The sequence below is a fragment of the Aerococcus viridans genome (assembly GCF_001543285.1).
GTDB classification, from domain to species: domain Bacteria; phylum Bacillota; class Bacilli; order Lactobacillales; family Aerococcaceae; genus Aerococcus; species Aerococcus viridans.
This window is the reverse complement of record NZ_CP014164.1, coordinates 1,579,989-1,606,050: the sequence shown is the minus strand read 5'-3', so window position 1 is coordinate 1,606,050 and position 26,062 is coordinate 1,579,989. Positions and strand designations below refer to the sequence as shown.

At 40.2% G+C, this 26,062-nt stretch carries 23 protein-coding genes; 18 read left to right on the top strand and 5 right to left on the bottom strand.

Annotated features, from left to right (window positions below):
* Positions 1-8 precede the first annotated feature (8 nt).
* The 8 genes from AWM76_RS07620 to holA all read left to right on the top strand — a co-directional run bounded on the left by AWM76_RS07620 (position 9) and on the right by holA (position 8,799).
* Positions 9-1,178, top strand: coding sequence for an ATP-grasp domain-containing protein (locus AWM76_RS07620; RefSeq protein WP_003143728.1), 1,170 nt, complete (start codon positions 9-11; stop codon positions 1,176-1,178).
* Positions 1,179-1,221: 43 nt separating this feature from the next.
* On the top strand, positions 1,222-1,959 hold the full coding sequence (locus AWM76_RS07615; protein WP_003143726.1) for an esterase family protein: 738 nt from the start codon (positions 1,222-1,224) through the stop codon (positions 1,957-1,959).
* Positions 1,960-2,146: 187 nt separating this feature from the next.
* Positions 2,147-2,713, top strand: a complete 567-nt coding sequence (rsmD, locus tag AWM76_RS07610) for a 16S rRNA (guanine(966)-N(2))-methyltransferase RsmD (RefSeq protein ID WP_003143725.1) — start codon at positions 2,147-2,149, stop codon at positions 2,711-2,713.
* Positions 2,714-3,214, top strand: coding sequence for a pantetheine-phosphate adenylyltransferase (gene coaD / locus AWM76_RS07605; protein WP_003143724.1), 501 nt, complete (start codon positions 2,714-2,716; stop codon positions 3,212-3,214).
* 220 nt (positions 3,215-3,434) lie between these two features.
* Positions 3,435-4,301, top strand: a complete 867-nt coding sequence (locus AWM76_RS07600; RefSeq protein WP_003143722.1) for a manganese catalase — start codon at positions 3,435-3,437, stop codon at positions 4,299-4,301.
* A gap of 275 nt (positions 4,302-4,576) precedes the next feature.
* The gene (locus AWM76_RS07595; protein ID WP_003143721.1) at positions 4,577-5,422 is read left to right on the top strand and encodes a helix-hairpin-helix domain-containing protein; all 846 of its coding nucleotides are present in this window, start codon (positions 4,577-4,579) and stop codon (positions 5,420-5,422) included.
* A gap of 1 nt (position 5,423) precedes the next feature.
* Positions 5,424-7,754 (top strand): DNA internalization-related competence protein ComEC/Rec2, encoded by a 2,331-nt coding sequence (locus AWM76_RS07590; protein WP_003143719.1) that lies wholly within the window; start codon positions 5,424-5,426, stop codon positions 7,752-7,754.
* A 10-nt stretch (positions 7,755-7,764) separates the two neighbouring features.
* Entirely contained in the window at positions 7,765-8,799 is a 1,035-nt protein-coding gene (gene holA, locus AWM76_RS07585; protein WP_003143718.1) for a DNA polymerase III subunit delta, read from the top strand.
* 108 nt (positions 8,800-8,907) lie between these two features.
* On the opposite strand, the gene rpsT is transcribed toward holA, so the two are convergent.
* Together rpsT and AWM76_RS07575 are read right to left on the bottom strand one after the other, a co-directional pair.
* Positions 8,908-9,156, bottom strand: a complete 249-nt coding sequence (rpsT, locus tag AWM76_RS07580; RefSeq protein ID WP_003143716.1) for a 30S ribosomal protein S20 — start codon at positions 9,154-9,156, stop codon at positions 8,908-8,910.
* Positions 9,157-9,361: 205 nt separating this feature from the next.
* The gene (locus AWM76_RS07575; protein WP_060779378.1) at positions 9,362-10,504 is read right to left on the bottom strand and encodes an RNA-guided endonuclease TnpB family protein; all 1,143 of its coding nucleotides are present in this window, start codon (positions 10,502-10,504) and stop codon (positions 9,362-9,364) included.
* Positions 10,505-10,604: 100 nt separating this feature from the next.
* On the opposite strand from AWM76_RS07575, the gene tnpA reads away from it, so the two are divergent.
* Positions 10,605-11,027: an IS200/IS605 family transposase gene (tnpA, locus tag AWM76_RS07570; protein WP_060779377.1), complete on the top strand. Its 423-nt coding sequence runs from the start codon at positions 10,605-10,607 to the stop codon at positions 11,025-11,027.
* Positions 11,028-11,386: 359 nt separating this feature from the next.
* On the top strand, positions 11,387-13,381 hold the full coding sequence (gene uvrB, locus AWM76_RS07565) for an excinuclease ABC subunit UvrB (RefSeq protein WP_003142466.1): 1,995 nt from the start codon (positions 11,387-11,389) through the stop codon (positions 13,379-13,381).
* A 107-nt stretch (positions 13,382-13,488) separates the two neighbouring features.
* On the opposite strand, the gene AWM76_RS07560 is transcribed toward uvrB, so the two are convergent.
* Entirely contained in the window at positions 13,489-14,184 is a 696-nt protein-coding gene (locus tag AWM76_RS07560) for a phosphatase PAP2 family protein (protein ID WP_003142465.1), read from the bottom strand.
* A 654-nt stretch (positions 14,185-14,838) separates the two neighbouring features.
* Between AWM76_RS07560 and rpsO the strand changes: the two genes are divergently transcribed.
* The 6 genes from rpsO to cls all read left to right on the top strand — a co-directional run bounded on the left by rpsO (position 14,839) and on the right by cls (position 22,726).
* Positions 14,839-15,108 carry a 30S ribosomal protein S15 gene (rpsO, locus tag AWM76_RS07555; RefSeq protein ID WP_003142464.1) on the top strand — a complete coding sequence of 90 codons (270 nt, stop codon included), beginning with the start codon at positions 14,839-14,841 and terminating at the stop codon, positions 15,106-15,108.
* A 210-nt stretch (positions 15,109-15,318) separates the two neighbouring features.
* Positions 15,319-17,427, top strand: coding sequence for a polyribonucleotide nucleotidyltransferase (gene pnp / locus AWM76_RS07550; protein WP_003142463.1), 2,109 nt, complete (start codon positions 15,319-15,321; stop codon positions 17,425-17,427).
* 185 nt (positions 17,428-17,612) lie between these two features.
* Positions 17,613-18,656, top strand: coding sequence for an aspartate-semialdehyde dehydrogenase (locus tag AWM76_RS07545; protein ID WP_003142462.1), 1,044 nt, complete (start codon positions 17,613-17,615; stop codon positions 18,654-18,656).
* 189 nt (positions 18,657-18,845) lie between these two features.
* Positions 18,846-20,549, top strand: coding sequence for a ribonuclease J (locus AWM76_RS07540; RefSeq protein ID WP_003142460.1), 1,704 nt, complete (start codon positions 18,846-18,848; stop codon positions 20,547-20,549).
* 11 nt (positions 20,550-20,560) lie between these two features.
* Positions 20,561-21,166 (top strand): energy-coupled thiamine transporter ThiT, encoded by a 606-nt coding sequence (locus tag AWM76_RS07535; protein WP_003142459.1) that lies wholly within the window; start codon positions 20,561-20,563, stop codon positions 21,164-21,166.
* Between the two features lie 111 nt (positions 21,167-21,277).
* Positions 21,278-22,726: a cardiolipin synthase gene (cls, locus tag AWM76_RS07530; protein WP_003142458.1), complete on the top strand. Its 1,449-nt coding sequence runs from the start codon at positions 21,278-21,280 to the stop codon at positions 22,724-22,726.
* A 79-nt stretch (positions 22,727-22,805) separates the two neighbouring features.
* On the opposite strand, the gene AWM76_RS07525 is transcribed toward cls, so the two are convergent.
* The gene (locus AWM76_RS07525; protein ID WP_003142457.1) at positions 22,806-23,198 is read right to left on the bottom strand and encodes a hypothetical protein; all 393 of its coding nucleotides are present in this window, start codon (positions 23,196-23,198) and stop codon (positions 22,806-22,808) included.
* Between the two features lie 290 nt (positions 23,199-23,488).
* Between AWM76_RS07525 and gmk the strand changes: the two genes are divergently transcribed.
* Together gmk and rpoZ are read left to right on the top strand one after the other, a co-directional pair.
* Positions 23,489-24,121, top strand: coding sequence for a guanylate kinase (gmk, locus tag AWM76_RS07520; protein ID WP_039935521.1), 633 nt, complete (start codon positions 23,489-23,491; stop codon positions 24,119-24,121).
* The gene (gene rpoZ / locus AWM76_RS07515; protein ID WP_003142455.1) at positions 24,121-24,333 is read left to right on the top strand and encodes a DNA-directed RNA polymerase subunit omega; all 213 of its coding nucleotides are present in this window, start codon (positions 24,121-24,123) and stop codon (positions 24,331-24,333) included. The genes gmk and rpoZ overlap by 1 nt, the downstream gene beginning before the upstream one ends.
* A 164-nt stretch (positions 24,334-24,497) precedes the next feature.
* Here rpoZ and guaD read toward each other — a convergent pair whose 3' ends face one another.
* The gene (guaD, locus tag AWM76_RS07510) at positions 24,498-25,862 is read right to left on the bottom strand and encodes a guanine deaminase (protein ID WP_003142454.1); all 1,365 of its coding nucleotides are present in this window, start codon (positions 25,860-25,862) and stop codon (positions 24,498-24,500) included.
* Positions 25,863-26,062 lie beyond the last annotated feature (200 nt).

Here is a 26,062-nt window from a genome sequence, read left to right as displayed (position 1 = left end):
GAACTTACATGAATTTTATTGTGACATCACCTTTTTATCCAGAGAACTTTCAATTATTTACTAACAGATTAAAACAGCAAGGGTTCAACGTTCTTGGGATTGGTCAAGAACCCTATGACCAATTACCTCAATCTTTAAAAGATGATTTAACAGAATACTATAAAGTCAACGACTTAGAAAATACTGAAGAAGTTAAAAAAGCTGTTGCTTACTTATTTTTCAAGCACGGGAAAATTGACCGGATTGAGTCGCAAAATGAGCATTGGTTGAATTTGGAAGCTGAGATTCGTGAACAGTTTAATATTCCTGGCAACAAGCCAAAAGATTTGCGCAAGGTTAAATTTAAGTCTGAAATGAAGAAACTATTCGCCAAGGCGGGAGTGCCAGCGGTTCCAGGAAAAGTGGCCAATAAAAAGGGTACCGTCAACCGAATCGTCAAGGAACTGGGACTTCCATTAGTAGCCAAACCCAATTCAGGTGTGGGTTCATCAGGTACCTACAAGTTAAAAGACCAAGACGCGGTCTACAAATTTTTAGAGGAGTGGGACGAGAAAGATGCCTACTTCTTTGAACCTTATATCGAGGACGGGAAGTTATTGTCGTATGATGGTTTAATCGACCAAAACGGGGATATTGTCTTTGAAACAAGCTTGTATTACCATGACCCAACTTTGGAGGTATTAAAATACCAATTAGACTACGGCTATATTATTCAAAAGGAAATTCCTGAAAAATTACGGGCGTACGGTCAAGCTATCGTCAAACAATTCGGTATGAAGGAGCGGTTTTTCCATATTGAATTCTTTGAAAATGGGGACGACTACCTAGTGGTTGAATACAATAACCGGGTGGCTGGTGGTTATACCATTGATATGTATAACTATGCCAACCATGTAGATTTATTCCGCCAATTTGCCCGCATTGTGGACGGTCAACCTTTTGAAACACCGAGTTCACCCGCTCGATACTGTGTGGCTATTACCCACCGTGATCAAAATACTTATGCCCACGATGAAGCGGCTTTACGCAGTCATTACGGCGACCGATTTGTCTTCTCAAAACGTTTACCAGACGCTTTTTCTGCCTTACAAGGTAACCAATTCTATGGTATTTTAGCGGATACAGAAGCGGAAATTGAAGAGATTTTCAACTACGTCCACCAACATAAAGAAGGTTAGCTTTACACTGGTTGTCATTTTACCCAAAACTGGAGGAAACCCCATGAATGCAGAATTCTTACACCATTATTCAGGTCACTTAAATCAAGAAATGTACTTAAATCGTTATGGGCACGCAGGTATTCCGGTAGTGGTATTCCCGTCATCTGGTGGTTCTAAAGATGAATTTGCAGACTTCGGTATGATTGAAGCTGCACATTATTTCATCGAAGCAGGAAAAGTCCAATTCTTCACTCTATCATCCCATGACCAAGAATCTTGGTTACACAAAGGTAAGTCTCAACACGACCGCGCTGAAGCCCATAATGCTTACGAACGTTATGTGCTTGATGAAGCTATCCCATTCATCAAGCACTATACGGGTTGGTTTGACCCAATGATGACAACGGGTTGTTCGATGGGTGCTTACCATGCCTTAAACTTCCAATTGAAACATCCGGATGTCTTTAATAAAACCATTGCCCTATCAGGTGTTTACGACGCCCGTTATTTTGGTGGTGATTTCGGTGGTGACTTAGCTGTTTATTACAACTCGCCAGTGGACTACATTTGGACCTTGAACGATCCGTGGTTTATCGACCACTTGCGCCAAGCAGATATCATTGTTTGTACCGGTTTAGGCGACTGGGAAGCAGACGGTCTGCCCGGTTACTACAAGTTGCGTGAAGCTTTTGAGCATAAGAATATCCCAGCCTGGTTCGCAGAATGGGGGCCAGATGTGTCTCATGACTGGATCTGGTGGCGCCAACAACTGCCGTATTTTTTAGGTTATATGGTGTAGATTCATTTAAATATTGATTGGAAAAGGACGTCAGGTGGTAAAGCACAGCGTTCTTTTTTGATGAGGTCTATATCAGAAATATCTCAGCTAAATTTCGGGGACCCCTTTTTCAAGGGGGCACTTATAGGTGCGTGGTCTTTGATATGGTAAAATATAGACAAATTTTAAAACGTGGGGTGACAAGTCTATGCGCGTCATAGCTGGAAAATTTGGGAAACATCGTTTAAAAGCGGTGCCAGGGGATAATACCCGACCAACTACAGATAAAATCAAGGAATCGTTATTTAATATTATTGGCCCTTATTTCGATGAGGAGACAAGAGTTTTAGACTTCTATGCTGGGTCTGGAGCACTTGGAATAGAAGCTATTTCAAGAGGTGCAGCAGTTGTTTACGGTTTTGAAAAGAACCGGCAAGCACAAGCAACGATTAAAGAAAATGTTGCTGCTGTAAGGATTGAGGACCAGTATGTCTTGAAGGCAGGGGACAACCGCAAGGCCATCCAACAATTACGTCAAGCAGATAAGGACCTGCAATTTGACTTGGTATTCTTGGACCCACCTTATAAAGGGCAACAATTAGAAGATGTGATCAACGGCTTTTTAGCGGACAATTGGCTGGCACCTGATGCCCGCTTAATCTGTGAATTAGACAAGCGGGATACACTGCCAGAAGCCTTTGGACCACTCAAACTGATCAAAGATGTGACTTACGGGATTACCAGAATCTTGGTATACCGAATGGAGGAAGACTAGATGACAACAAAAGGAAGAGCCTTATATGCTGGGTCTTTTGACCCCTTAACCATGGGCCATGTGGACATGATTGAGCGGGCAGCCAAGATGTTTGACTACGTCTACGTCGCTGTCGCAACAAATACCACCAAAACCTCTTTATTTACTGGCGAGGAGAAATTAGTCTTAGCCCAGGAAGCCACTCAACATCTAGATAATGTAGAGGTAATCTACTTAAAATCTGGCCTAACAGTGAATTTTGCTAGAGAATTGGACTGCGGTATTTTGATTCGCGGTTTGCGTAACGGCAGTGACTTTGAACAAGAAACCAATATCGCCCTAATGAACAAGCACCAAGCGCCAGATATTGAGACCGTTCTTTTATTATCAAGTGAGAAATATCGCTTTGTTTCAAGCTCCATTATTAAGGAAGTAGCGAAGTTTAATGGAGACATTTCGGGCGTTGTACCACCAAATGTCAACGAAGCCATTAAAGCCAAATATGCTGAATTAAATGGTTAAATTTTTTGGGTTATAGAACGATAAAGCAATACCAAATGAATAAATATATCAGTTATAAAAGACGTCCTCAATTAATTCAATCTAGGCGTCTTTTATTATATTTTTTTAAACCGTTTCATTTGAAGTATGAATATATGTACACTACCATTGATTATGTAATACTTATTTAGAAGAAATTAATGCGACGTATGACATTATAATACATTAGGAGGACTGTCACATGTACATCAGAAAATCAAAATTACAGTATCATGCAAAACCTGAGAAGAGTAATCCTATTCTCGCACGACGCTTACAGGAGATTTTGGGGGGTCAATGGGGCGAAACTACAGGAATGTTGGCCTATACGCTTCAAGGTTGGAACACTGTTGGCAATGAAAAATATAAAGATTTATTATTAGACACTGGTACGGAAGAAATAGGCCATATGGAAATGTTAGCCACCATGATCAATGACCTATTACGTGACGCTCCTACTGATACGATAGAAGAATTTGCGAGAACTAGCGATCCAGCGACTGCTGCAATACTTGGTGGTATGGACCCTCAACATGCATTCGTCAATGGTCTTGGTGCAGGGCTATCTGATTCTAACGGAAACCCGTGGAGCGCAAATTTCATCACCTCAAGCGGTAATTTACTCGCTGATATGCGTTTCAATGTTGTCCGTGAATCACAGGCTCGCCTTCAAGTATCACGTAACTTCCTGCAAACGGAGGATAAAGGTGTTCGCGATATGCTAAGCTACCTCATGGCTCGTGAAACGCAGCACCAACTTCAATTCTTAAAAGCTTGTGAAGAATTGGAAGAAAAATATGGTCCAGTTGTACCACACGGTACTCAAGACTTACAAAAACAAGGTAAGGAGTTTACACATACACTTTACAACTTCTCAGAAGGAGAAGCCTCTCAAGCACTCGAAGGAGAAACTGCCCGTGATGGGAACAAATTCCACTATAGTAGTGACCCCATCATGGCAGGTGGTGAGCCTGATCTAACAGCTGCCCCAGAAATATTAAGAAATACGCCACCTGAAGATCCAAACACTACTGTTGAAGAAGGGCGCAGAATGCTTGAAGGTGAATAAAATACAAGTAAATAGTTAAAAAATAAAAATATACTTGGCTTAGACTTATGTGATATGCATAAGTCTTTTTTTGTGTTGTCTTTTTCGCCGAAAGGAGATATGCCCAACAGACAGGGAAATATCCTCATTCCCTAAGGTCGAATATATGAGAAGTGTATTTTATGAGATTTCCTTATTTTGATTGACCTATATTAGAAAAGGAATGTTCAAAGTTTTGAAATATGAGCCGACACTTTTAACTGATCTTGCCGTATATAATAGGTGAGGTGATCATCATGAAGCAGTTGCGGGCATGGCTAAGTCAATTTGCATTAGATACGAAAGAAAAGAATATCCAACAAGTGTGGTTCTTGTATAGACCCTACTTGCTGGGTATTTTTGTCGTCTTTGTGACTGTGAGTGGACTAGGGATTTACGGACTTAGTCAGGTATTTCAAGGCAGACAAGGCCAAACTAACGCCTTAGTGGTAGAGGCAGAAACGGACGAAGGAACATCTGACTTGCTAAGCTCAGAAGAACACCTGTCGGAAAATGTTGTAGTTTCATCAAGTGCGGTGGGTGGTACAGCCAGCGAAATCTCTAGAGAAGAAGCTGATGAAGAAGCTGATGAAGAAAGCGAAACTATCGCGAGTAGCGCAGCCAATGAAACCTGGTATGTAGACATTAAAGGGGCTGTAAAAATCCCGCAAGTTGTCCCAGTGACCCCAGGTATGCGGGTTCATGATGTGGTTGAAATGGCGGGTGGGGTAACTGGTGAGGCGGACCAAAGTCAGGTGAATTTGGCGCAATTAGTCACTGATCAAATGGTGATTTATGTCCCGAAAATGGGCGAAGAGGTTAGTCCTTCAACTGAAGCATTGGTTGCTGATTCTCAGGTCACAGAAAGTGATGTATCCGTGCGTTCTGGGGATCCCAATAGTGACGGGGGCCTGGTCAATATCAATACTGCAGATGCTACAATGCTACAGACCTTATCTGGTATAGGCGAGAAGCGGGCGGCCGATATCATTAATTACCGGGAGACGAACGGTCTATTTGAAACCATTGATGACCTAGACCAAGTGTCAGGAATTGGGGAGAAAACGATGGAGAAGTTACGGCCTTTAATTACGGTGGATTAAGATGCAATATAAGTTAGTCCTCCATAGTTTAGGTGTTCTTCTACTTGCAGTTGTGGTCCTGACCAATAGTCCTTGGGTCTGGCTTTCTTATGGCTTATTTTTGGTCCGTGTGCTTGCTTTAAAAGAAGGCAAATTTTTGCTACAACTAGTGTTTGTACATTGTTTACTCGGCGCTTATTTTGCCTATCAAGATGCTAGTCGACACAGTATCCTAACTGGGGCAGAAGAAGAATTGGTTATGGATGTGGCCATCACTGATGTAAAAGTTGAAGGCAATCTGTTGTCTTTTCGAGGGACTACGCTCTTAAAGGGACAAAATGAAAAGGTACAAGTATTTTATATGCTTGAAGACGAAGATAACCAAAAAGCTTGGTTAGATAAAGAACAATCTTTTCAGGCTACCCTTACTGGCACATTAGAACAAGCGGATGAAAACCAAAATTTTCATCTGTTTAACTACCGGACTTATTTAAAACGGCAAGATATCTATTGGATCATGTCACCGGATGCCATTAACATTAATGGGGATTTGAATCATGGTCAATTTTGGTTAGCCAACCAAAGACAAGCCATCATTAATTGGCTGACAACCATTCAAAATCCAACCGTATCAGCCTATACCTTATCCCTCTTTTTCAATGAAATGGATGCCCTTGAAGGGGAAGTATTAGATGCTTATCAAGCAATCGGCCTGATTCATTTGTTTTCGATTTCCGGTTTTCACGTCCAGTATTTCTTAACTTTCTTCAAGAAAATCCTTCTCCGATTAGGCGTCACAGTAGAATCTTTTGATTATTTCGCCATTGCCATCCTACTCATATACACCGTCTTTTTAGGGTGGCCCTACGGCCTGATTCGGTCCTTTGTAGCTTATACTTATAACGTCCTCCAAAAGCGGTGGGGCGGGCAACCTTCGTCACTCGTAGGCACTTCCTGGTCCATGATTTTGCTCCTAATTGTAGACCCACGCAGTATCTTTACCCTGTCCTTTCAGTTGACCTATGCCTTGTCCTATACCATTTTATTTACTGGGAAATTTATCCAAGCCAAATGCCGGCACTCCCTACAAGTCGAAATCTGGCAAAGTTTCATCTGTAGTTTAGTCACCATTCCCTTTTTAACCATGACCTACTTTGAATTCTCCTGGGTGTCTCTTATCTTAAATTACGGCTACTCCTGGCTATTCGCCACCTTTTTATTTCCCGGACTCCTTTTGATTTTACTCATTCAAATCACCGGCTTAGGCCCTTATTTCACCTGGCTACAAGCTGGATTAGCCTATTTGATTGAGGGAATAGAAATGCTAGCGCTTTTCGCTGGAAAATGGACTTGGTTTCAGTGGGTGACGGGTAGGCCACAAATTGCTGTCTTGGTATTTTTTGTGGTCACTTTACTCATGTATCTAGCGGATCTTTCAAAAGCGAAAATCAGTAAAAGCTTGCACGGACTACTAGCGCTTAGCTTAGTTTTACTGTATTTGAACCCTTATTTACAAAGATACGGGCAAGTAGCCATGCTAGCGATTGGGCAGGGGGATACCTTTTTCCTAGAAATGCCTTACCAAAGAAAGGTCTATTTAATCGATTTAGCGGGGAAAATCAACTTCGCTACACTTTTAGCTGACCGAGATCCATCCAAATCCTGGCAATTACGGGATACTGAAAGTATCGCTGAAAGGCAAATTATTCCAGCGCTTAAAGCGGCGGGCACAAGGACCATCGATGGGGTGTTTTTAACTCACGGCGACTTCGACCACATCGGATCATTCGGTGAAATCGCCAAGGCTTTTAAAATCGAAACCTTATATTTACCCATCGGAATGGACGCGGACACAGAATCCTTAACCACCTTGCAGGAGGCAATCGAGGCCGGGAAAAATCCCAAAATGGAGATTATCTGGCTTAAATCTGGAGACCAGGTGGCCCTTGACCAAACAACTAATTTACAAGTTTTAGCGCCGGATAAATCAGGTGCAGGAGAAAATGCGGATTCTTTAGTCTTATATGGTAGAATAGGACTTCATGACTTTCTATTTACGGGGGATATAGACGGGGCAGCAGAAAATGCGCTCCCGAGTCTACCGGTGGATATTTTAAAAGTTGCCCACCATGGATCAGACCATTCAACGCCAGCTGACTTTATCGAGCGGACTGACCCAAAAATCGCTTGGATTTCAGTGGGTAAAGACAACCGGTATGGCCATCCAGCTGACCGGGTGGTGGCTGATTTAGAAGCTAATCAAACAAAAATATACCGGACGGATACAATGGGCGCTGTCCACTATATTTACTGGCCCAAATCCGCTAAAATAGACAGTGTGCAATCAAATTAGGAGGTAGGTTATGGAATTACAAAAGGCATTACAGGCGCTAAATAACGGGCAAATTGACCCTATATATGTACTACAAGGGCCTGAAACCTACTTAATCAACCGGTTTCTAACGGCCATTGAAAGCCAGTACTTACAAGAAGACGCCAACGCCATGAATTACATGTCATTTGATATGGAAGAAGACAGCTTGGCGGACGTGATGGTTGAAGCCAACACTATTTCATTTTTCAATCAACCGAGACTGATTTTAATGCGGCAACCAGCTTTTTTAACGGGGTCACAAAAGAAGAACGCCATTAAGCAGGATGACGCGTCCTTACTCGAATACCTGGATAATCCAGCAGATGATGTGGTATTAGTCATTGTGGCTGATTATGAATCCTTAGATGGCCGGAAGAAAATTGTGAAGCAACTCAAGAAGAAGGCCACATTTGTGGATACCTCTGTCATGGCCGAACCTCAAGTGAAGGACTATATGCAGCGGTACGTGGCTTCAGAAGGCGTCGATATGACCAGAGAAGCCATGGCCCTATTCTTGAAACGAACCAATTTCCAGCTTACCCAGTCCATTCGTGAGATGGACAAGTTGATTTTATATGTAGGGGATGAGAAAAGGATCAACCAGCGAGATGTAGACTTGTTGGTGACACCGTCATTGGATGACAATATCTTCCATCTGACGGACCATATTATGCGTCAAGATTCAGCCGCTGCTTTAAGGTTATACCGCGAACTAATCGCACAGAAAAATCAACCCATCGCCATTCTTGGTTTACTCCAGTCTAACTTCCGCTTGTATACGCAAATTATCCAATTGAAGAAAGCGGGTTATGACCAAGGATCAATGGCTGAAACGATTGGCGTTCATCCATACCGGATTAAAATGGCTGGCCAATCGATTCATCCTTATTCGCCGAATTTACTCATGGTGGGTTATATGAAGTTGATTGAATTAGACTTTGATATTAAACAGGGAAAAGTAGACCAACATCTTGGGATTGAGTGGTTTATTTTAGACTTTTGTTCAGGTAGGGCAGCTAGTTAAGACATATATGTGAGAAAAAACAGGCAACAAAAAAAGCAGGAAAATGCGTACGTCATTTTCCTGCTTTTTATAATGATTGGTTTTGGTAACACCATTTACCAAGGTCGATTATGCTTTTTTAGCTAAGCGAGCTTTTTCACGAGCAGCTTTGTTAGCGTGGATTAATCCTTTGCTAGCAGCTTGATCTAACATTTTAGAAGCGTTACGGAATAATTCATCCTTGTTGTCTGCGTTTTCTGCAGCAGCTTGTTCAAAACGTTTAACAGCTGTACGTACAGAAGCGATTTTCGCACTGTTACGAGCGTTAGCAGTTTCGTTTTGACGAGCACGTTTGATTGCTGATTCAATATTTGGCATTAAAAACACCCACTTTCCTGTCAAAATTATAAAAGTGAACTTGTCACTAACAGACAATATTATACAGAAATAATAAGAGATAAGTCAAGGTAAATTTAATGAGTCTTATCTAACCTGCTATGAACTACAACGCCATTAAAATGGCGTGTTTCTAGGAACACTCATGACTTGTTCCACTTATTTCAAAGCAAAACAGCGGTCTAAGCTATTTAACTAAGGCCTGTTCCAGGCCAATATTTAATATATTTTTAGCTGCGTTGATATCTCTATCGTGATGCATATTACACTTCATACAAGTCCAATGACGTATATTTAACGCTTTTTTACCGCTATCATACCCGCAATTGGAACATTTTTGGGACGTCTTGTACGGATTAATAGCTACAAAAGTCTTATCGTACATTTCGCACTTTGCCTCTAGGATTGTTCTAAACATCCGCCAGGATTGGCCAGCGATTGAACGGGCTAATTGATGATTTTTCATCATATTAGTCGTCTTTAAATCCTCTAGAACGATAACGTCATAACTTTTAACCATATCGGTTGTGATTTTATGCATGTAATCCTTGCGGATGTTTTTGATACGTTGATGAATACGGGCCACTTGGCGTTTGGCTTGCTGGTAGTTTTTCGCATCCGCTAAATCCACACCGTTCTTTTTGGCTTTTAAACGTCTACGGGCCATTCGCTTTTCCCAATAATGTAATTGCTTCTGATAAGACAAATGTAGTCGCTGACTTTGATATTTTTGACCATCAGACGTAATAGCTAAATCACTTACACCTAAATCGACACCGACTACATTTCCTGTTTTGGGCATTGCTTGATTATCGCTTGTGACCAAAAGGGAGATATAGTAGTCGCCACTAGGTGTATATTTTACGGTGACAGATTTTATGCGTTCATTCTCAATATGAAGCACACTTGACTTACATTTTATCCAACCTAATTTGGGTAATTTGATATACCGCTGATTATCATTAAAACGAATGTTGTTGCCACGTATGGTACTTAAATACGACTGTCTGGTGTTCTTCTTTGATTTGAATTTTGGGTATTTTGAATAACCTTTAAAAAAACGAACAAAAGTTTCGGATAAGCGTTTAACACTACATTGAACAGCTACGCTATCAACTTCACGCAACCAGGGATATTCCTTCTTCATTTGTGGAATAAGAGAGGATAACACATTATAAGATAGCATTTGAAGGTCAGGATTGTTTTCGTACCGCGCATTCAACATGGCCAACATTTCGTTCCAGATGAATCGGGTATGACCAAAGGTCATATGAATTAACTGACGCTGTTTTTCGTTAGGATAGATCTTACATTCAATTCCTTGATACAAGTTTTCACCCCCTTGCGTTTATAGATATATTATACCATACATATGAATATTATTTATAGCGATAACAATTGCTATAATGTAGTTGAAGAGGTGTTTACATATGATTGTGAAAACAAGGACAAATGTCTATGATTTTAATTTCCATTTGGTTTGGGTAACAAAGTATCGTAAGGAAATATTTACAACCATTGAAAAGCAAAACGCCATGCAAGATATGTTGACGCACATTTGTGATGAACATGATATTGTGATCCAATCGCTGCAAGTTATGCCTGACCATATCCATATGTTGATTTCGTTCAACCCTAAACATGCCGTAAGTAGTATCGTCAAGACACTTAAAGGGAAATCTGCACGTCTATGGTTCAAATCTTATCCAGAAACAAAGACAATGTTATGGGGTGGCCATTTATGGACACCTAGTTATTTCATGGCAACAGTAGGCAGTATGTCTAAAGAAACGGTCAAAAAGTATATAGAAAATCAATTAACGGAATACAATGACGGTCACCCTAGGACTTGATTCATCCATGTAATGAATTACACGGTTTTCTCAAGGGGCGACTTTAAATAAACAAGTGATAATGTCTTATGTATTCATAAGGAAAAATGTCTTGGGCAGATCAAACTTGGTGGAAATAGCGAGCTAATAGAGACCATCAAGAATATGACTTGTATCTTGTAAAAGGATTTTGTTCAAAAATTTATTGGCATTGGGAAGGAAAAAAGGCTGGTGATTTTTGAAAACTGATAGCAGTTTCCACTGAACCGTTAACCAAGTCGCGAACCCCCTTTTTCCAAGGGCTAAGGTTTCGGCTTTAATCACTTAGGTGGTATAATATTAGGGTATGTAATGGTGTATTTTAAAAGGAAGAGAGGTTCATGATGATAAACCAATTTGATTTAGTTTCGGAATATGAACCGAGTGGGGACCAACCGGAAGCCATCAGAAGAATTGTAGAACAAGTGGAGGCTGGCGATAAGGCGCAAGTCTTACTAGGTGGTACGGGGACTGGGAAGACTTTTACCATGGCCAATGTGATCGCCCAAACCAACCGACCAACTTTGGTTCTAGCCCATAATAAGACACTTGCTGGGCAATTATACGGGGAATTAAAGGAATTCTTCCCGAATAATGCGGTGGAGTATTTCGTATCTTACTACGACTACTACCAACCGGAGGCCTATGTGCCGTCAAGTGATTCATATATTGAAAAATCAGCTTCAGTGAATGATGAGATAGATAAGTTGCGTCATTCGGCGACGTCTTCTATTTTGGAGCGTCGGGATACGATTGTAGTAGCTTCTGTTTCTTGTATTTATGGGTTGGTGAATCCAGCCGAGTACCGAGACCATGTGATATCAATCAGACAAGGACAGGAATTATCTAGAGATGCCTTTATGCGTCGTTTAGTTGAAAATCAGTATGAACGAAATGATATCGACTTCCAGCGTGGGACTTTCCGTGTGCGTGGGGATATTGTGGACGTTTTCTTATCATCTCATGATTCTTCATCGATTCGAGTGGAGTTTTTTGGTGATGAAATTGATCGAATTCGAGAAGTGGATGCTTTAACAGGTGAAGTCCAGTCTGAAGTAGAACATTTTCCCATTTATCCAGCGACGCACTTTGTGGTGGACCATGAACAAGTAGAGAAATCAGTTAAATCAATTGAGGCTGAATTAGAAGAACGTTTGAAAGAGTTGAATGATGAAGGGAAGTTGCTTGAAGCGCAACGTCTAGAACAACGTACCCGCTATGACATTGAAATGCTTCTTGAGATGGGTTACTGTAACGGAATTGAGAACTACTCTCGTCACATGGACGGCCGTCAACCAGGGGAAGCACCCTATACCTTGCTCGATTTCTTCCCAGAAGATTTCTTATTAATGGTGGATGAGTCACATATGACCATGCCACAGGTGCGCGGCATGTATAATGGCGATAAGGCTAGAAAACAAGTTTTAATTGACCACGGTTTCCGTTTACCCTCCGCCTTGGATAACCGACCATTAAAATTAGAAGAGTTTGAAGAAAAATTAAACCAGACCCTATACGTATCTGCAACACCAGCGGATTATGAAGTTGAGAAAGCTGGCGAAGATGATATTGTCGAACAAATCATTCGACCAACTGGCTTACTTGATCCTACTGTGGAAGTGCGTCCAATTGAAGGTCAAATTGACGACATTATTAGTGAAATCAATGACCGGATCGAACGGGAAGAGCGGGTATTTATCACCACATTAACCAAACGAATGGCAGAAGACTTGACTGACTACTTAGAAGAAGTGGGCATCAAGGTGAAATATCTGCATTCTGATATCAAGACGTTAGAACGGACGGAAATCATCCGTGACTTGCGTTTAGGTGTTTTTGATGTATTAATTGGGATCAACTTGCTGCGTGAGGGGATTGATGTGCCAGAAGTATCTTTAGTCACGATTTTAGATGCAGACAAAGAAGGCTTCCTGCGTAATGAGCGGTCACTTATCCAGACCATTGGACGGGCAGCTCGTAATCAAAATGGGCATGTAATTATGTATGCTGATGGAATCACCGATTCTATGCGCCGGGCAATGGATGAAACGGCCCGTCGTCGTGCTATCCAACAAGCTTATAACAAGGAACATGGGATTGTACCGCAAACAATCAAGAAAGAAATTCGTGATGCTATTCGAATTACCCATGTGAATTCTGAAGAAATGAGTAATTCTCTAACAGAACAACTCCGAGCTTTGAAACGCGATGATAGAGAACAAGCTTTACGGAATGTGGAATTAGAAATGAAACAAGCTGCTAAGGACTTGAACTTTGAAAAAGCCGCAGAACTTCGTGACATTATCATGGAATTGAAAGCGGAAATGAAGAAATAGCGCTTACTTGTCTTAGCTATCAAGTAAGCGTAGCTTGCGTTTGATATTTCATAAAATTTTTAGTAACAAAAAAGGCATCGCTTTGTCGGCGGTGCCTTTTTCTTTGCTTATTCTTCTTTTAAGCTAGTATCCTTTACTTCATTTTCCAATGCAATTTTATCTGCTATGAAAAGGTTAAAGTAATTCAAGCAAAGGATTAACCAAGTAGCGCCTATAGACCAACCGGCGATAATATCAGATAGATAGTGGACGCCAAGGTATAAGCGAGATGCACTGATGGCAACCACCATGAAGATGGTAAAGCCAATTAAGTAGGGCATCATCTTTGGGTACTTATCCTTAAAATAATACCAAATTAAGAAAGCTAGGGTTCCCCATGCTAGTACTGCGCCAGTTGCATGTCCAGAAGGGAAGGAATAGCCCCCTTGGTCAACAAGGTGCGTCAAGTAGGAAGGGCGCGTCCTTCGAATAATGTTTTTAATTAGGTCAACTACAGGCCCAACGCCAACTAGAATAGTGAAAACTATCCAAAGGAATACTTGCCATTTTCGGCTGATATAGTAAAAAATACCGGCTATAATCATCGTGAGCGGAATGATTCCTTGGGCATTACCGATGAGGGTGAAAGATTGTACAAAAGTTGTAAAAGGCGGTGGGCCCCATTGATAGAGATGTTGGCCAATATTTTGGTCGACTACCGTCAAAAAATCAACGTCAATCATTGCTGTTAAACAGATTAAAATAAAGGGTATTGCGGTGATGGCGGATGCTATTAAATAAGGTAGAATTGGATCTTTTTTCATTGCTTGCCTCCATGTCGATATTAAGCTTTATTGTATATATTGTATGAACATTTCGCAAGGGACTAAAGGCTGGTTGTCCACGGGTTGGCGTATTGGGAAAGTTTTGTGTCTTTGAATATGTCACGATTCCTTCTTTATCAAAACTAGTATTAAATTTATTTTTTAGTGTGATAATGACAGGGAGTTTTGCAATAGCTATCGTTTATTCAATAAGCTCATGTTTTTAGCACATTAATAGAACTAGCGGTCAGATTAGGGGTTAGATAGGTAAGGTGGAAAATATTTTGACGAGTTTTAGCTGAGGCCACAACTACCTAGCATGCCTTAGCGGTGAAAGAGGATGTGGTGACGTATATCAGTCTGTGGGCTTTAGCCCATACAGAATGAATAGTCAGCCAAGTCCAGAGACCAAGGCTCTGGACGATCCCACCGCATGGAAGGCGATGATGGGTAAGTGCAGGCCGAAATGCCTAAAAATTTCAATACACCTTAGATTAATCAATACAGTACATCTATGCTTGCTAATTTCCCCAAAATTCCATTTGCATTATAAGTTGATTATGTGTATAATGTCAGATGACCGTTTACTTCGCGAGTTGAATCACCAACGCTTGTCGCAGTTTACGGCGAATATGATGAAAGAGGTGTTGTCACATGGCAATTTCAAAAGAACGTAAAAACGAATTAATCCAACAATTTGCACGTCACGAAGGAGATACTGGTAGCCCAGAGGTACAAATCGCTATCTTAACTGAAGATATCAACTCTCTTAACGAACATGCACGTACGCACAAAAAAGACCACCATTCTTACCGTGGTTTAATGAAAAAAGTTGGTCACCGTCGTAACTTGTTAGCTTACTTACGTAACAAAGATGTTCAACGTTACCGTGAATTAATCAAAGCATTAGGCTTACGTCGTTAATTCTTATAAATATGATCTTAAAGCGGGATACTTTTGTGTCTCGCTTTTGTTGATTTTTAACCCTTTTTATAGGAAAATAAACTAGTATGGAATAAAAGCGCCAACAGTTGTTCACTACTATGCAAATTTGTGAGTATCAAGTCTTGATCTTAGAAATTTGTTTAGTAGCAAACTTGTTGGCAGTATGCAAATAAAGGAGCATGTTAGAACATGGAAGAAAAGCAAGTGTTTAAAATGAATTGGGCCGGCCGCCCATTATCGATCGAATACGGTCAGGTAGCTAAACAAGCCAATGCAGCGGTATTGGTTCGTTACGGAGATACTGTCGTATTAACTGCCGTAGTAGGGGCAAAAGAAGCTAAGCCAGGGCAAGACTTCTTCCCATTACAAGTAAACTATGAAGAAAAAATGTACTCAGTAGGGAAAATTCCTGGTGGTTACATTAAACGTGAAGGTCGCCCAAGCGAACATGCAACATTAACTGCACGTTTAATTGATCGTCCAATCCGTCCAATGTTTGACGAAGGGTTTACCAATGAAGTGCAAGTGATTAATACTGTTTTATCAGTAGACCCAGACTGTTCACCAGAAATGGCCGCAATGTTTGGTTCATCAGCAGCCTTAACGATCTCTGATATTCCTTTTGACGGTCCAATTGCAGGGGTTAATGTGGGTCGTGTGAATGGTGATTTCGTGATCAACCCAACTGTAGAACAACAAGCGCAATCTGATTTAGAGTTAATTGTTGCTGGTTCTAAAGATGCCATCAACATGGTAGAATCATCAGCTGCTGAATTATCTGAAACAGAAATGCTTGAAGCCCTAATGTTTGGTCACACATCAATTCGTGAATTGTGCTACTTCCAAGATGAAATCCGGGAAAAAATTGGCCAAGAAAAAATGGACGTCCAATTAAATACACCGGACAACGTGTTGGTTGCTGAAGTAACAGCACAATACAATCAACAAATGGTTGAAGCAATCCAAACGTTTGACAAGTTGGAACGTGAAGAAAATATCGAAGCGGTTAAAGCAGCGATTATCGACCACTACAGCGAATTATATGCAGAACATGAAGATGTTGTGACCTTAATGGACCAAGTGCGTCAAATTGCGAACCAATTAGAATATAAAGAAGTTCGTCGTTTAATTACTGATGATAAAGTTCGTCCTGATGGTCGTAAAATTGATGAAATCCGTCCATTAGCTTCAGAAGTTGGCTTATTACCACGTACACACGGTTCTGGTTTATTCACTCGTGGACAAACTCAAGCCTTATCAGTAGCGACATTAGCACCCTTATCTGAAGAACAACGTATTGATGGTTTAGCTGGTGATGTTACCCAACGTTTCATGCACCACTACAACTTCCCTCAATACTCAGTAGGTTCAACCGGCCGTTACGGTTCTCCTGGTCGTCGTGAAATTGGTCACGGTGCTTTAGGTTACCGCGCCTTAAATGAAGTATTGCCAAGTGAAGAAGACTTCCCGTATGCAATTCGTTTAGTTGCTGAAGTATTAGAATCTAACGGTTCATCATCACAAGCATCTATTTGTGCGGGTACTTTAGCGCTTATGGACGCAGGTGTGCCAATTAAAGCCCCAGTTGCTGGTATCGCAATGGGTCTAATCATGGATGAAGACGAAGAAAACTATACAGTCTTAACTGATATCCAAGGTCTAGAAGACCACTTGGGTGACATGGACTTTAAAGTAGCCGGTACAGAAAACGGTATTACTGCTTTACAAATGGATATCAAGATTAAAGGGATCACGGAACAAATTCTACGTGAAGCTTTAGACCAAGCCCATAAAGCGCGGGTTGAAATCTTGGGTCACTTAGCAACTGCAATTGACGCACCACGTGCTGAATTAAGTCCATATGCACCAAAAATTGAGCAAATGCAAATTGATCCAGATGACATTAAAGTGGTTATCGGTAAAGGTGGGGATACCATCAACAAAATTATCGATGAAACAGGTGTTAAAATTGATATCGATCAAGAAGGTGGCGTGAATATCGCTTCAGATAATGCGGCAATGATCAAACGCGCGAAAGAAATTATTGCTGAATTGACCTTGAAAGTTCAAGCAGGTGAAGTGTATGTAGGAACTGTCAAACGCATTGAAAAATTTGGTGCCTTTGTTGAGATCGCTAAAGGTAAAGATGGTTTAGTGCATATTTCTCAACTGCAAGAAGAACGAACCAATAATGTGGAAGACGTAGTGTCAATGGACGAAAAAGTCCGCGTAAAAGTGACAGAAATCGATAACCGTGGTCGTATCAACTTGACAATGAAAGGCTTAGACGCCGAATAATATTCAGATAATTTTTTAAAAAAGGGCACTCAGTGAATCAGCTGGGTGCTTTTTTATATTAATTGAGTGTTTTCTCATTTTTATTTCATAATACTGTCATTTTCATTGAGAAAAAGGCTAAGCTCTGATAAAATGAAACAGCGAGTGCGAATAATATCGAATATAAATAAAAGGATGAATCAATTATGGCAAAAGAGTATAATGTAGCAATTGTCGGGGCAACAGGTGCAGTTGGGGAACAATTACGTCACTTGGTTGCAAAAGCAAATTTCCCAGTAAAAAATGTGAAACTATTAGCATCAGCGCGTTCAGCGGGTACAGCATTACCGGTGGGCGATAAAAATTATGTTGTTGAAGAATTGACAAAAGATGCTTTTGAAGGTGTGGATATTGCCTTTTTCTCAGCTGGTGGAGACCGTTCAATCGAATTTAGCCAAGCAGCCATTGATGCTGGTGCAGTTGTCATTGATAATACTTCTGCCTTCCGTATGGATGAAAATACGCCTTTAGTAGTGCCAGAGGTAAACCCACAAGCATTGAAAAATCATAATGGCTTGATTGCTAACCCTAACTGTTCAACAATCCAAATGGTTGTGGCTTTAAATCCAATCCGTGATGCCTTTGGGTTAGACCGTGTGATTGTGTCTACCTACCAAGCGGTATCAGGTGCAGGGGCGACAGCTATTGAAGAAATGCGTCAACAATATCGGGATATTGAAGCAGGTAATGATATTCAAACACCTGGCATCTTGCCAGTTGGTGGAGACGAGAAACATTATCAAATGGCTTATAACGTATTGCCGCAAATTGATAAGTTCCAAGACAACCATTATACATTTGAAGAAATGAAAATGACCAATGAAACCAAAAAAATCTTAGGTGATGATACGATTGGCGTATCTGCGACATGTGTGCGTGTACCGGTTGTTTATGGCCATTCAGAGTCTGTTTACTTTGAAGTGGATAAAGATGACGTGACACTTGAAGATATTCAAAATGTTTTACGAGACGCACCTGGTGTTGTATTGGAAGATGATATCAACCAACAATTATATCCTCAAGCAGTGAATGCTGAGAAGAAAACGGAAACATTTGTTGGCCGTATCCGTAAAGACTTAGACTTCCCACGTGGATTCCATATGTGGGTTGTTTCTGACAACTTATGGAAGGGTGCTGCATTGAATTCAATTCAGATTGCAGAACAAATGGTAGCTGATAAATTAATCTAGTTTATGTTATACTTAAGCTAGCGATGTGCGGGCAATGTGGCGAAGCGTCATTGCACCGCACTTTTTTTGAGTAAAAAATATATCCAAGCTGACTAACAATTTGCGTCAGCTTGGGTACAGGCTGCACTAACTATTTAGCGTGCATCCAGACTTTATAAAAATAAACCCAATATATTAGGAGGCAATAATATGAGTGATATTAATATCATCGCTCTGGGTGGTGTCCGTGAAAACGGGAAAAACATGTACCTAGTCGAAGTTGATGAAGCAATCTATGTCTTAGACTGTGGTCTTGTATACCCACCAGATGAATTATTAGGAATCGATATGATGATTCCAGACTTTACATACTTAAAAGAAAACCAAGACCGTGTAGCAGGGGTATTTTTAACCCACGGCCATGCGGATGCTATTGGTGCTTTACCGTATTTATTAAAAGATATTCAAGTACCCGTATTTGGTACTGAATTAACAATTGAATTAGCGAAAATTCAAACCAAGAAAATTGGCTTGAAGAATTATCAAGACTTCCATATTATTTCGGAAGATAATGAAATTGATTTTGGGAATGTCGTGATTAAATTCTTTAAAACCACTCACTCTGTACCTGAATCAGTAGGGATTGAAGTCTCTACACCAGAAGGCTCAATCGTTTATACAGGTGACTTCAAGTTTGATATGACAGTTTCAGATGCATATAAAACAGACTTTTCTCGTATTGTTGAAATCGGTCGTGACGGTGTATTCGCCTTACTATCAGATTCCAATGCAGCAGAAAATATGAAACCCAACGCCACTGAAATTGAAATTGAACAAGGTTTGTTGAAGGAAGTGCGCAATGCTAAAGGTCGTGTTATCGTTGCGGCGGTGGCTTCAAACTTAATGCGTATTCAACAAGTTTTAGATGTTGCAAGTAAACTAGGTCGTCGTGTTTTCTTAGATGATACTGAATTGGAAGAAATTATTGACGTAGCTATTCGCTTAGGCAAACTATCGATTCCGTCAAAAGACTTGATTACCAACTTGAAGGACCTTGGCCGTTTTGAAGATCATGAAATTATTTTCCTAGAAACTGGAAAATCTGGTGAGCCATTAACAACCTTACAAAAAATGGCCTCAAGCCGTCACACAACTGTATCTATTAAAGACGGTGATAAGGTCATTATTGTGACAACACCTTCTTATGATATGGAAAAAGTGGTAGCAGAAACTAAAAACGATGTTTACCGTGCAGGCGGTGAAGTGGTTGAATTAGCTCAGGCGTATGCGTCAAGTGGTCATGCGAGTCCAAAAGACTTACAATTAATGATCAGCTTATTGAAGCCAAAATATGTGGTCCCAATTTCAGGTGAATACCGTCTAATGTCTGCCCACAAACACTTGGCAACAGAGGTAGGTATTCCAGAAGAGAGTGTCTTCTTATTAGATAAAGGGGATATCTTGACCTATAAAGATGGCAATATCCATATCGGTGGTGCCGTACCAGCTTCAAATGTATTGATTGATGGATCAGGTGTTGGAGATATTGGTAATATTGTTCTTCGCGACCGCCGTATCTTATCTGAAGATGGTATTTTCTTAGTTGTCCTAACGATTTCGCGCCGTCTAGGTAAAATCTTATCTGGTCCAGAAATTATTTCTCGTGGTTTCATCTATATGAAGGCTTCTGAAACCCTATTAGATGAATCAAAAGACCTTGTCGTTGAAGTGACTGAGGAAAATCTTAAAGACAAGAACTTTGAATGGTCTAAATTAAAAGGTGACATCCGGGATGCGCTAAGTAAGAAATTATATAGTGAAACTCAACGCCGTCCGATGATTTTACCAGTCATTATGGAAGCTTCAAACTACCATCCTGACAAAAAAGATAAGAAAAAAGGGAAACAAAACTAAGGGGGTCCGGCATGAACGCGTCACAAAAATTAGTAGTCTGGGTTGAAGGCTTATTATTTGTCATCCTGGCTTTATTAATTGAAAGTATCTTCCCAGAAACCATTACAAGTTACAATATTACCGTAGCGATTTCATTAACCCTATTGGTTTTCTATTCATATAGAAGAGGATCAACAGCAGGCTTTATCGCTGGTGCAGTACTTGGAGCAGTAGTGGGGTATTTACAAGTAGAGAATGTACAAACAGAGTGGATGGTGCTAGTAGCTAGTGCAATCCAAACAGCTATGGTTGGGTTATCGGGTAAATTTGCCCGAAACTTACAGCGGACGTTATTCAACCGCCGTATGTCTAGTGTATACCTAAACCTAATTACCGGGACAGTTATGACTTTTGCCGCATTCTTCATCCTAAAATTTATCTTTAATCAATATGTGCTAAATGTTGGTCAAGTGGCTGACGGTACATATGCGATGAGTATGTTATGGTCATTCTTGGCTAACTTAGCCTTAGCTTTAATCATCCTAGTAATCATCTTGAACGTATCATCGAAATTTTGGATTCCAAAGAATACGCCATATATTTCGCGCAAAGAACGTTCACGTTTATTGAATGACTAACTCGTCCATCATATCTTGTAACAATAAATAGTAAGTAAGAGCAAACAACAAGTCCTTGGCATTTTCAATTGGCCACCTTGTTTGCTCTTTTACTTTTAAAAAGGGGAAAACATGGGTTTATATATTTTTTATGGGATTTTAATTTTTTTAGTGTTAAATACCATCGCCGCAGTTATTACCGTCCTTAGACAAGACCGTCCTGTGGCGGCTATTTGGGCTTGGCTACTGGTCCTTATATTACTACCGGGTATTGGATTTATCATTTACTATTTTGTAGGCCGGAAACTTTCCGACCAAAATATCTTTAGGATCCGAAACCAAGAAGTTTATGGATTGAACGGATTAAAAGATAAGTACCTAAATGACAAGGGTAAACAGAAAAATGTCAACCACTATCCACGAGGTATTCAAAAAATGATGCGTGTCTTGTTTAAGAGTGACTATTCAATCTTGACTGAAAACAATCATGTCGAAATCTTTATTTCAGGCCAAGAAAAAATGGACCGACTAGTTGCGGATATCTATGCCGCAACAGATTCGGTGCATGTACAATACTACATTTTTACTGATGATGAAGTGGGTATGCGGGTAGTAGACGCCTTAATTGACCGGGCCGAAGCGGGATTAGAGGTCAAATTGATGGCTGACGCAGTGGGTAGTCGTCGGCTAAGTAAGAAATCAGTGAAACGCATGGAAGAAGCAGGGATACAGTTTGAAAGTTTCTTCTCAAAAAGTCCCTTCTTTATTTTTAATTTTCGTCTAAACTGGCGTAACCACCGTAAAATTGTGGTGATTGACGGTTTAGTCGGTTATGTAGGAGGCTTTAATGTAGCCAAAGAATATATTGGTAAAGGACCTTTAGGTTATTGGCGTGATACCCATTTTCGGATTACAGGAGATGCCGTCAAAACTTTACAAAGCCGTTTTATGGTAGACTGGTTCGCTTCTAAAAAAGCCAAACCAAGTGACTTTGACCATGAATATTTCCCAGACCCAGAAGTAAATGGTGAAACAGCCATGCAGATTGTTTCATCAGGTCCAGACGAAGAATCTGACCAAATTAAAATGGGTTACCTGCAGATGATTAATATTGCAGAAGAGTATATTTATATTCAAACACCTTACTTTATTCCAGACGAAGCCATCTTTGAAGCAGTTGAGATGGCAGCCTTATCAGGTGTGGAAGTCCATATCATGATTCCATCAAAACCTGACCACCCATTAGTATATCGAGCAACTGAATACTATGTAAAATCCTTACTGCCAGCTGGTGTTCACGTACATAAATACCGTGAAGATGGGTTCTTACATGCCAAAACAGTATGCGTAGACGGTCATGTTGCCAGCGTTGGGACTGCTAACTTTGATATCCGAAGCTTTGCTTTGAATTTTGAGATCAATGCCTTTGTTTACGACCGCAAACTCGTTGCCCAATTAGAGGAAATCTTCAAAAACGACTTGAAAGAATCGACTCAAGTAGATATCAATCATTTTGAAAACCAAACAAAATGGAAGAAATTCCGTCAAGGGTTCTCGAGATTGTTCTCTCCAGTTCTATAATAGGTAAAAGCAAAAACCAGCTATCTGATTAGCTGGTTTTTGCGGTGTTATGGAATTGTTGGTGATAAGGATGATTAATTTAATCGGCATAAACTGAACGAACAGCCATGATTTCATCGACTTTAATGATGCGCATAACATCATTATCAACATCTTCAAATAGGACAATGTCTTTATCGGTATATTTTGACCGAAAGATACCAAATAAAATATCTTTGGTGTTCATAGAACCGATTTGACGAGTAACGGTAATATATAGGGGGTCACCTAATTCGTTTGAATAGTTAATATGTTTGATTATGTCTTTGATTGGCATAATAGTTGTCAATACGTTGCTTTCCTTTTTCGCTTTGCGCTCTTCACTATTGAAAGAAAGGATATTTGACTGGCTAGATTGTTCAGCTTCAAGCAACATTGGATCAACTGGGATGAATAGATTACGGATTGATTGATAAGATAATGGGTTTTGCATGATAAGCCTCCTTATATTGAACAGTGGTCAGAAAGATGGGTACGTAGTAACGTAACTTGATTTAGCAAACATTTGTTCGCTTTACATTTTATATTATAAAGAACGTCCGTTCGGTATGCAAGTCTTTTTACGAACATCTGTTCACTTTTTACTCAGAAGCTTAATTATGGTATGATTCTAATTGAAAATTAATCCGAACATTAAAGAAAATCTTCAGGTCTTTGAGAAAAATATTTAAATTTGTGGTACTATTAATGCTATATCAAAATGTGAAGGGTGAAAGGTGTTCTATGAAATCGAAAGGACTATTAGTTGTATTATCCGGTCCCTCTGGAGTGGGGAAGGGAACAGTGCGACAAGCGCTGTTCGAGACTGATACAAATCATGATCAGTTTTATTATTCAGTTTCTGCAACAACCCGACAACCGCGCCCGGGCGAAGTAGATGGAAAAGACTACTTCTTTGTATCGCGCGACGAATTCGAAGGTATGATTGAAGACGAACGTTTGTTGGAGTATGCTGAATATGTAGGCAACTACTATGGAACACCCCTTCAATACGTTGAAGAAATGACTGACCAAGGTAAGGATGTTTTCCTTGAAATAGAGGTTCAAGGTGCATTGCAGGTTAAAAGACGTATGCCAGATGCGGTATTCATTTTTCTTGCACCGCCTACTATGCATGAGTTAGAATCTAGAATAGTTAACCGTGGTACCGACGCGCCAGAAGTCATTGAAAAACGGATGCATCAAGCACGTGAAGAGTTACAATTGGTTACGCAATACGACTATGTTGTTGAAAATGACAATGTAGACTCAGCAGTTGAACGAATTCAAACCATCATAAATGCTGAGCATTTAAAGACTGACCGCTTTGTCGACGATATTGTAGAAAATTACTTAAAGGAAGGCGACGAAAAATAATGATTATCTATCCATCAATTGACAAATTATTAGACCGCATCGACTCAAAATACTCATTAGTATCAATTGCAGCAAAACGCGCAACTGAATTACAAGTTGAGAAGAACCCAATGTTAACTGAATACCAATCACCTAAATTTGTAGGTCAAGCGTTAGAAGAAATCGCTTCTAATGACTTAGTGATTGATCCAGACTCATTAACACAAAGCTAATTATAAGTTTTGAAAACATATAAACTTCATTAAGCCAAGTAGCTTTCCGGTGCTTGGTTTTTTTGATTATTCAATCAAGCTATGTGAAGTGACTTAGCTATTGAAATACGCAAAAAAAGAGGTGTACCATCAAAACGGCCATACCTCTTATCATCAATTGTATATTATTTTTCAGAAACTAATTTACCTTGAACATATACTTGTTGGATATTGGCTTGGTTAGCTAAGTATAGGATCTTTTCAAATGTTTGTCCTAGATCTTCAAAGACACCAAATCCTTGGATACGGTTTTCTTTGGCTTTTGTATCAATTACTTGGAAATCAGCAGCATAGCCTTCTTTAATTAAACCAATTGGTAAGTCTAGGGCTTCACCACCACCAAGTGTAGCGAGCGAAAAGGCTTCTACAACAGAAATGCGAGAATCGGGCACACCGCGTTTGGCTTGCGGTAACCGGGTATCAACACCGTCTTCTAATTGACGTGAGCTCATCACAGCTTGTTTAATCCCGTCATATAGAGATGGTGAAAAACCACCGGAAATATCTGTTCCTAAGCCAACTTGTACATTTAATTCTTTTAGGTGTTTAATGGGAATGATACTATTAGCAAAATAAACGTTAGAAATAGGGCAGTGGGCAACCGCTGTTTGGTTTTCTGCAAAAATCGCAGCATCATCGTCATTGATAAAGTTAGAGTGGGCCATAACTGATTTTTTGCCGAATAAACCAAAGTCTCTAAGGGCTTCAGTGTCAGTTTTACCAAAGCGTTCATAAGTAAAATCATGTTCCCATTGCCCTTCACTACAATGCGTGTGGACGTGGGTGTCGTATTTTTGCGCTAGTGCACCTAAACCTGCCAAGGCCTCGTCAGTACAAGAGGGCGCAAACCGGGGCATGACAACAGGGTAGACGCCTTGAATGACGTCCTTACCATAGGCACGCACTTCTTGGATAAATTCTTCAGTTTCTTGTAGGGCAATCTCAGTTGACGCATCTCGGTAAAAGTCAGGGTTACCTTGTGGGTCATCCATAACTACTTTACCAACTAAGGCGCGTTGACCTTTTTCTGCAGCAATCTTAACCAATTCAAATGACGATTCTTTGTGAATAGTCCCGAAATAAAGGGCAGTAGTGGTGCCACGAGCGAGTAAGGTCGCCACTAAGTCTGTGTAAACTGCTTTCGCGAAGTCAATGTCTTTATATTTAGCCTCTAGTGGAAAAGTGTGTTCATTTAACCAAACATCCAAGGGAGCGTCTAAAGCAATCCCTGCTTGAGGCCATTGAGGGGCATGGATATGGGTATCAATGAAACCTGGTAATAAATATTGGCCGTCTGTTAGACGAATTAAAGTGCCACGTTCTTCAAATAAGGCGATTAGCGGTTGGTAATCACCATCATCAGCCGGTACAATTCTATCGATTACCCCATCTTGGTTGATGGTTATCAGTGCCTGTTCTTGGTATTCAAGTTGGCCGTGAGTTGGTGTGTGAAAATAAGTTGCGACAATGGCTTTTTCTAATCCAATCATGTTGTGCTCCCTTTAAATAAAAATATTTCCTTCTCTCTCATTTTAAGATAAATTAACGAACAAGTAAATAGAATTAAAGTTAAATGTTCGTAAATAAACTCTAATATCTCAAATTAATTAGATTTTAGTTACAAAAAGGATAAATTAACGAACGAATATACAAAGGAAAAGCGAAAATGTATGCCACAGGCAATTAATGT

Excerpts from the sequence above, each read along its gene's own strand:
- AWM76_RS07620 (WP_003143728.1), top strand. The coding sequence starts at position 9 with ATGAATTTTATTGTGACATCACCTTTTTATCCAGAGAACTTTCAATTA.
- AWM76_RS07615 (WP_003143726.1), top strand. The coding sequence starts at position 1,222 with ATGAATGCAGAATTCTTACACCATTATTCAGGTCACTTAAATCAAGAA.
- rsmD (WP_003143725.1), top strand. The coding sequence starts at position 2,147 with ATGCGCGTCATAGCTGGAAAATTTGGGAAACATCGTTTAAAAGCGGTG.
- coaD (WP_003143724.1), top strand. The coding sequence starts at position 2,714 with ATGACAACAAAAGGAAGAGCCTTATATGCTGGGTCTTTTGACCCCTTA.
- AWM76_RS07600 (WP_003143722.1), top strand. The coding sequence starts at position 3,435 with ATGTACATCAGAAAATCAAAATTACAGTATCATGCAAAACCTGAGAAG.
- AWM76_RS07595 (WP_003143721.1), top strand. The coding sequence starts at position 4,577 with ATGAAGCAGTTGCGGGCATGGCTAAGTCAATTTGCATTAGATACGAAA.
- AWM76_RS07590 (WP_003143719.1), top strand. The coding sequence starts at position 5,424 with ATGCAATATAAGTTAGTCCTCCATAGTTTAGGTGTTCTTCTACTTGCA.
- holA (WP_003143718.1), top strand. The coding sequence starts at position 7,765 with ATGGAATTACAAAAGGCATTACAGGCGCTAAATAACGGGCAAATTGAC.
- rpsT (WP_003143716.1), bottom strand. The coding sequence starts at position 9,156 with ATGCCAAATATTGAATCAGCAATCAAACGTGCTCGTCAAAACGAAACT.
- tnpA (WP_060779377.1), top strand. The coding sequence starts at position 10,605 with ATGATTGTGAAAACAAGGACAAATGTCTATGATTTTAATTTCCATTTG.
- uvrB (WP_003142466.1), top strand. The coding sequence starts at position 11,387 with ATGATGATAAACCAATTTGATTTAGTTTCGGAATATGAACCGAGTGGG.
- AWM76_RS07560 (WP_003142465.1), bottom strand. The coding sequence starts at position 14,184 with ATGAAAAAAGATCCAATTCTACCTTATTTAATAGCATCCGCCATCACC.
- rpsO (WP_003142464.1), top strand. The coding sequence starts at position 14,839 with ATGGCAATTTCAAAAGAACGTAAAAACGAATTAATCCAACAATTTGCA.
- pnp (WP_003142463.1), top strand. The coding sequence starts at position 15,319 with ATGGAAGAAAAGCAAGTGTTTAAAATGAATTGGGCCGGCCGCCCATTA.
- AWM76_RS07545 (WP_003142462.1), top strand. The coding sequence starts at position 17,613 with ATGGCAAAAGAGTATAATGTAGCAATTGTCGGGGCAACAGGTGCAGTT.
- AWM76_RS07540 (WP_003142460.1), top strand. The coding sequence starts at position 18,846 with ATGAGTGATATTAATATCATCGCTCTGGGTGGTGTCCGTGAAAACGGG.
- AWM76_RS07535 (WP_003142459.1), top strand. The coding sequence starts at position 20,561 with ATGAACGCGTCACAAAAATTAGTAGTCTGGGTTGAAGGCTTATTATTT.
- cls (WP_003142458.1), top strand. The coding sequence starts at position 21,278 with ATGGGTTTATATATTTTTTATGGGATTTTAATTTTTTTAGTGTTAAAT.
- AWM76_RS07525 (WP_003142457.1), bottom strand. The coding sequence starts at position 23,198 with ATGCAAAACCCATTATCTTATCAATCAATCCGTAATCTATTCATCCCA.
- gmk (WP_039935521.1), top strand. The coding sequence starts at position 23,489 with ATGAAATCGAAAGGACTATTAGTTGTATTATCCGGTCCCTCTGGAGTG.
- rpoZ (WP_003142455.1), top strand. The coding sequence starts at position 24,121 with ATGATTATCTATCCATCAATTGACAAATTATTAGACCGCATCGACTCA.
- guaD (WP_003142454.1), bottom strand. The coding sequence starts at position 25,862 with ATGATTGGATTAGAAAAAGCCATTGTCGCAACTTATTTTCACACACCA.